The sequence below is a fragment of the Vagococcus sp. genome (assembly GCF_036639995.1).
Lineage (GTDB): Bacteria > Bacillota > Bacilli > Lactobacillales > Vagococcaceae > Vagococcus.
In genome coordinates, this window is the sequence record NZ_JAVWHO010000053.1 from 1,827 (window position 1) to 7,503 (window position 5,677).

Sequence of the window (5,677 nt, forward strand, 5' to 3'; positions counted from 1 at the left end):
GCTGTCCAAAGCGGATAATCAGGCATTGGAACTAATATTTCATCTCCATTATCGATTAATCCTTGCATTGACATCGTGATTAACTCACTGACACCATTTCCAGTATAAATATCATCAATGGTAACATTTGGAAATCCCTTTAACTGACAATACTGCTGAATAGCTTTTCTAGCTGAAAAAATACCTTTTGAATCAGAGTACCCTTCAGAATTTCTTGCATTCGTAATCAGGTCATCAATAATTTCATTTGGTGCTTTAAAGTCAAAGGCTGCTGGATTTCCCGTATTCAGCTTGATAATATCAATGCCTCTTTTTTGCATTTTCTCTGCTTCTTCTAACACTGGACCTCGCACATCATAGCTCACATAATCTAATTTTGATGATTTTTTTATATATTTCATATCTCATTCCCCCAAGAGATGGTTTAATTTTAATCATTTTCCTTCATTATAATACTTGTCTTTTATGTTTATCTTTTTTCCCATGTCATATTGGCATCCGCACTAGCATCCCCGCCAAAAGATATCTGATGTCTTGTTACGCCTTCTTCTAAGTGTTGATAACGACTCATCACACTTTCTCCATAACGAACTTCTTTATTAAATTTAATAAAAATTGTTTTTGGCACGTGCGTTGATAAAAACTCATAGCCCAAGACATCTAGCATCCAGTCTAAATAAACAGAGTTGTTAACATGCTTATTGCCATCTATATCATAATAGCGAACGCGATATTCTTCTTCTCTTTCAGCTGTTTCAAGAGGTAAAATTTTTTCCCCACGTTTGATTCGTTTTATTTTTTCTGATTCAAAAGGAGCAATGACTTCATCTGGAACACTACCCATTTTTCTTTCTTTTAAATCCATTAAAGCAAATGTCGTTTCCATATGAACACACTCTTTGCCAGCTTCATCATAAATCCAAAAATTACGATAACAAAAATATTTATTGTAACTTTCAGCTTCTGTCACTAATTTAATTGATTCTCCTGCTTGAGGCAACCTGTGAATGGTTAGATCATGTTGTAAAATAATCCATCCCAATCCTAAAGATAAAACAAACTCATCACTGACGCCTAAGCTGGCACTTTGATCCTCAGATATCTTAATTAACATCTTGATCATGGTTGGAATTTTTAAATAATTTTCCGTATCACATTCATAGTACGGAATTTGATGTATTTCTGAATATTTTTTTGCCACGTTTTTTCTCCTCATTTTTGTTTTTTTTATAGTATAGCATAACAATGAATGATTACATATCATAAGGTTTTCACAAGTTTATTGAAGAAAACACTCTTATTAATTGCTTTGTTTCCCTAATACAAGTAAAATATATTGGAGAATATTACTCAAGATATTTTACTTATTGTTAAGAAAGTAGGTTACATGATGAGTCAAGAAAATAAAGCACTATTTATTATTTTTGGTGGAACTGGGGATTTAGCCAAAAGAAAATTGTACCCTTCTTTATTCCGATTATTTCGTAAAGGAATGATTAACAAGCGCTTTGCGGTTATTGGAACTGCTCGCCGTGAGTGGACAAATGACTATTTTAGGGATGTGGTTATTGAGTCTATTGAAAGCCTGGAACCTTCCGCTGAAGAAATTGCCGCTTTTACTAGTCATTTTTACTATCAATCTCACAATGTTAATGACACAGAAGAATACAAAGTCTTAGGCGAATTAGCGAACCAATTAGATGAGACGTACAAATTAGAAGGCAATCGCCTCTTTTATCTAGCCATGGCACCACGCTTCTTTGGTACCATCTCAAAACACATTAAATCTGAAAAAATTATGACAGAGACTGGTTTTAGTCGCTTAATCATTGAAAAACCTTTTGGTACAGACTACGAGACTGCTAAACAACTAAATGATGAAATTGCTGCTGTCTTTAATGAAGACCAAATATTCCGTATCGACCATTACTTAGGAAAAGAAATGATTCAAAATATCTCTGCTGTTCGCTTTGGTAATAATATTTTTGAATCTCTATGGAATCATCAATACATCGATAACGTTCAGATTACTTTAGCCGAAGATTTAGGCGTTGAAGAACGTGGTGGCTACTATGACCAAAGTGGTGCCTTAAAAGACATGGTGCAAAATCATATCCTTCAAGTTGTGGCACTTCTTGCAATGGAGCCACCTACTATTTTTTCAGAAGAGGCTATTCGTACTGAAAAAATAAATGCACTAAAATCAATTCGTGTTTATACGGAAGATGAAGTAAATCAAAATTTTGTCCGCGGGCAATATGCTCATGGTAAATTATCTGGAAAAGAATTTGTTAGTTATCAAGAAGAACCTGGTGTTGAAGAAAACTCTCAAACAGAAACCTTTGTCGCAGGCAAATTAATGATTGATAACTTTAGATGGGCTGGTGTTCCCTTTTATATTAGAACTGGTAAACGTCTAACAGAAAAAGGAACACGAATTAATATTGTCTTTAAATCAACACCTATTAATGTTTTTAGAGAAGCTAGTGACATCACAACAAATCTTCCAGAAAACATTTTAACCATCTATATTCAACCAACAGAAGGCTTTTCTCTTAGTTTAAATGGAAAAGAAATTGGTGATGGATTTAATATTGATCCTGTTAAATTAGACTACCGTCACTCTCAAGAAAACTTAGATAATAGTCCAGAAGCCTATGAAAAATTAATCTTAGATTGCTTAAAAGGAGACGCAACAAACTTTACCCACTGGGATGAAGTGGCTAACTCTTGGAAAATTGTTGATGTCGTTAGACAAACGTGGGATAAAGAAGAAGCAGATATTCCCACCTACTCAGCAGCTTCTATGGGACCTAAATGTGCCTTTGATTTATTAGAAAAAGATAACCGTCACTGGATATGGCATCCAGATGAATGGTATAAAATGCACGGATTTTTAAAAGAATAAAGAAAATAGAAAAAACTGTTAATCACTAAATTTGTGATTAACAGTTTTTTTGATTATCTTCTGATTATTCTGCAGGTTTGTCAGCAGGTGTTTCAGTTAATTTATATGTTACAGTTCCTGTATAAGTATCAACTAATGAACCAGCTGGTACAGTTAAGCTAATTTGTTTAGTTTGATCAGGTTTATAACCTTCTGGTTGAGTATCATCTTTTATACCAAAGAAGTAAGTTGCTTGGTTACCACCACGTCCAGTTCCTTTAGCTGCTTCCATTAATTTATGACTAGCATCATCTGAAGCTAACGTTGCTTCTAAAGAAGCTTGTCCATGGATATCACCGTTTGAATCTGCTGGTAAAGCAGCATGAACGTTATTTGTTGAAATAGTAACAGATGGGAATTTAAGTTGAGCACCTTTAAGAATATTTTTTTCTTTTGCTCCTTTAATTTCACCTAAACTTGCAAATAATGTCCATCCTTCATTTGTTCCGCGGACATCATCCACACGAACGCCTGGTTTATATTTTTTTTCTTCTTTTGATTCGTCAATAACAGCGCCTTTACCATCTTCATATTTGTAAGGTTTAGACATGAATAAGTCTTGATAAGCAGTTGCTGATTTTCCACCTAATTCAATTTTACCAAAATTTAATTGAGGGATAGCTGTGATTGCTAAATCACCTTTAAATGGAATAAGAGGTCCTGTTGTTTTATCTTCAGGCTCGCCACCATCTTTAATTGGGTCTGGATCTTTAACAGTTCCTTCACCTTGAGTTGTAATTTCAAATTTCATATCATCTTTACGTTCTAATTCTTCTTTAATAACCGCAGCGTTTGCTGAAACTGCTCCGCCTAAAATCATTGCTGATGCGCTTAAAGCCATTAACATATTAACTTTTTTCATTCTATATCTTCCTTTTCTTTTTATTTTGCCGTATCTAAGTTCATATCTCCTACAGATAACGAATAAGTCACTGTAGCCTCATAATTACCTAGTAACTGACCAGATGGGAGTTGTAGTTTGATTTTTGAGTTACTATCATAAGCAACTTCCCATGCACCCATTCCTTGTCCTTCCTTTGCCACAAGCAAATTATGTTTATCTGAACCATCAAATGGCACTGTTAAAGCTCCAATTGTGGTCTCTTTCAAATCAGGATTTTTTTTATCCTCAACATAATTTGGTCCTTTTGAAATATTTTTTGCAAAAGTCTTGCTTTTAGCTTTTGGAAAAACTAAACTTGCACCACTTAGTTTGATATCTGAATTATCATCTCTAACAAAATCAGAGGCACTCACACTAAGCGTCCATCCTGCTCCCGTTCCACTTATATCATCTACACGAAAACCTGGCACTTCACCTGATTTTCCTTTCGAATCCACATAAATTTCTTTATGTGATAATTCTTGTGAATCAAAAGATAGTTTTGGAAAATTAGTTACGGCAACTTGCCCACTAAATTTTGAATGTTCTCCGATATTCACTGCACCTGGAATTTTTACAGGCTCTTTATTTTCACTTGTATCTCCAACTAACCCAAATTGGACTTCTTTATCATCTTCTATTTTGGCTGCCAATGTTTCAGACGGCAACGCACTAGTTATAAGGATTAATGAAGCGAGTGAAAATAATGTGATATTTTTTTTCATTGAATCCCTCCTAGTCCATTTGCGGTACTGTCACTAACTGCCAAACAAAACCTGACTTGTAAGTACTATTGGCCTCAATATTTTTACCAGGAGCTTCAAAGATAACCGATTTTTTATAATCATCAAATTTGACTGCCCACGTGCCTGAGCCAAAATCTGGTTTGGCTGTCATTAACGGGACAAAATTACCTCCTGATTCAAATACAACTGTTTTTGGGATGGAGAATCCTGAGCTGTCACTTGTTTGAGACGGGTTTCTTGTAATCAATTCCCCCGTTGACATACTGATTTTAGCACCCTTTATCGTACTGCCTTTGTCATTTTTGAATTCATTAAGTTTACCACGTAATTGCCAACCAGTACCGTCACCTGTTATATCAGTTACTTGAAAAAAAGGTGTTCCTTTATTTTCTAAAGGAATTTTCATGGTGGCTTGATCAATTTTGTGGTTTCCTCCAAATCTAAAGTGACTCACATAGTCGATTGAAATAGGGCCTTCTTGATTCGTTTGCTTACCCTCATCTTTATCAATCATGTCTAAGTCTACGCTAGGATCTTTTGGTGAAATGGGCGGTGTAACTTGACGTCCTCCCTTTTCTACACTTACTCCAGCATTTGTTTTACCTTCAGCAACATCACTTTTAGGTGAATCTGCAGAAGTTAAACCAAGTTCTTCAGCATAGCTAAAAGAGAAAGGGAAGATAGCACAACTACTTAATAAAAGTATTGATGCTACTTGTTTTTTTAAAGACATTTCCTTTCCCTCTCTTTCTTACAGATTATTCAGCTTCAGGTTGAGTTCCAATTGGTGTTAATGTATAAGTAACAACGCCTTTGTAGTCACCTTTTTTAGTTGAAGAAGGCACTTTTAATTCGATTGGAGTTGCTGCAAAATCTTTATCAGCAATTTTAAATGCTTGTGGATTATATCTAGCGTAGAAAGTCCCTGCACCTTGACCGTCTTCAGCACTTAAAACAACACCTGATGATGCACCATCTGCTGGAATTTCTACTTTTTGATTAAGTGGTGAAGTTGGATATGTTGCTACATCAGAATTATCTGCTGTAGATGTTACGATAGGATTGCTATAAGTTAATGTCGCACCTTTCATTACTTCTTCA

At 35.0% G+C, this 5,677-nt stretch carries 7 protein-coding genes; 1 reads left to right on the forward strand and 6 read right to left on the reverse strand.

Annotation, left to right across the window (positions count from 1 at the left end):
• Positions 1–401 (reverse strand): aminotransferase class I/II-fold pyridoxal phosphate-dependent enzyme (locus RR554_RS10690; RefSeq protein ID WP_332464397.1); only part of this gene is annotated, 401 nt, incomplete at its 3' end.
• A 68-nt stretch (positions 402–469) separates the two neighbouring features.
• Positions 470–1,201 carry an acyl-[acyl-carrier-protein] thioesterase gene (locus RR554_RS10695; protein ID WP_332467995.1) on the reverse strand — a complete coding sequence of 244 codons (732 nt, stop codon included), beginning with the start codon at positions 1,199–1,201 and terminating at the stop codon, positions 470–472.
• 189 nt (positions 1,202–1,390) lie between these two features.
• Between RR554_RS10695 and zwf the strand changes: the two genes are divergently transcribed.
• Positions 1,391–2,908, forward strand: coding sequence for a glucose-6-phosphate dehydrogenase (zwf, locus tag RR554_RS10700; RefSeq protein ID WP_332464395.1), 1,518 nt, complete (start codon positions 1,391–1,393; stop codon positions 2,906–2,908).
• 64 nt (positions 2,909–2,972) lie between these two features.
• Here zwf and RR554_RS10705 read toward each other — a convergent pair whose 3' ends face one another.
• From RR554_RS10705 to RR554_RS10720, 4 genes are all read right to left on the reverse strand, one after another.
• Entirely contained in the window at positions 2,973–3,809 is an 837-nt protein-coding gene (locus RR554_RS10705) for a WxL domain-containing protein (RefSeq protein WP_332464394.1), read from the reverse strand.
• 20 nt (positions 3,810–3,829) lie between these two features.
• The gene (locus tag RR554_RS10710; protein ID WP_332467996.1) at positions 3,830–4,555 is read right to left on the reverse strand and encodes a WxL domain-containing protein; all 726 of its coding nucleotides are present in this window, start codon (positions 4,553–4,555) and stop codon (positions 3,830–3,832) included.
• A gap of 10 nt (positions 4,556–4,565) precedes the next feature.
• A complete protein-coding gene (locus RR554_RS10715) occupies positions 4,566–5,309 on the reverse strand; it encodes a WxL domain-containing protein (RefSeq protein ID WP_332464392.1) in 744 nt (247 codons plus the stop codon).
• A 25-nt stretch (positions 5,310–5,334) separates the two neighbouring features.
• The coding region (locus RR554_RS10720; RefSeq protein ID WP_332464391.1) for a WxL domain-containing protein at positions 5,335–5,677 on the reverse strand (343 nt) is incomplete at its 5' end.

Excerpts from the sequence above, each read along its gene's own strand:
- zwf (WP_332464395.1), top strand. The coding sequence starts at position 1,391 with ATGAGTCAAGAAAATAAAGCACTATTTATTATTTTTGGTGGAACTGGG.
- RR554_RS10705 (WP_332464394.1), bottom strand. The coding sequence starts at position 3,809 with ATGAAAAAAGTTAATATGTTAATGGCTTTAAGCGCATCAGCAATGATT.
- RR554_RS10710 (WP_332467996.1), bottom strand. The coding sequence starts at position 4,555 with ATGAAAAAAAATATCACATTATTTTCACTCGCTTCATTAATCCTTATA.
- RR554_RS10715 (WP_332464392.1), bottom strand. The coding sequence starts at position 5,309 with ATGTCTTTAAAAAAACAAGTAGCATCAATACTTTTATTAAGTAGTTGT.